The following is a 251-nucleotide window of genomic DNA, read 5'->3' on the forward strand; positions in this document are numbered from 1 at the left end:
CTGTATATAAAGATGCCTCTGCTGTACATATTATTATCCAAAATTCATGTAGGAAAAATTTACCAAAATTCCATCTACTTAAGCAACGCGGTTTTTCATTAAAAGGCACTGATAGAGGAATGGGATTGAGTAATGTTCAAGAATTGCTTCAATCCCTAAATAATGTTCAACTAGCTACCTCCATCAGTGATGGATGGTTTACTCAAAAATTGACGATTGAAAACAATAGGAGGTGCGAATAAGGTGATTTC

1 protein-coding gene is annotated in these 251 nt (G+C 34.7%); it reads left to right on the forward strand.

Features of this window, described 5'->3' with window-relative positions:
• Positions 1-242 (forward strand): GHKL domain-containing protein (locus ACS2QP_RS28285; RefSeq protein ID WP_438883140.1); only part of this gene is annotated, 242 nt, incomplete at its 5' end.
• Positions 243-251: the final 9 nt, after the last annotated feature.

The sequence above is a fragment of the Bacillus cereus group sp. Bce019 genome (assembly GCF_051781745.1).
Classification (GTDB): Bacteria; Bacillota; Bacilli; order Bacillales; family Bacillaceae_G; genus Bacillus_A; species Bacillus_A cereus.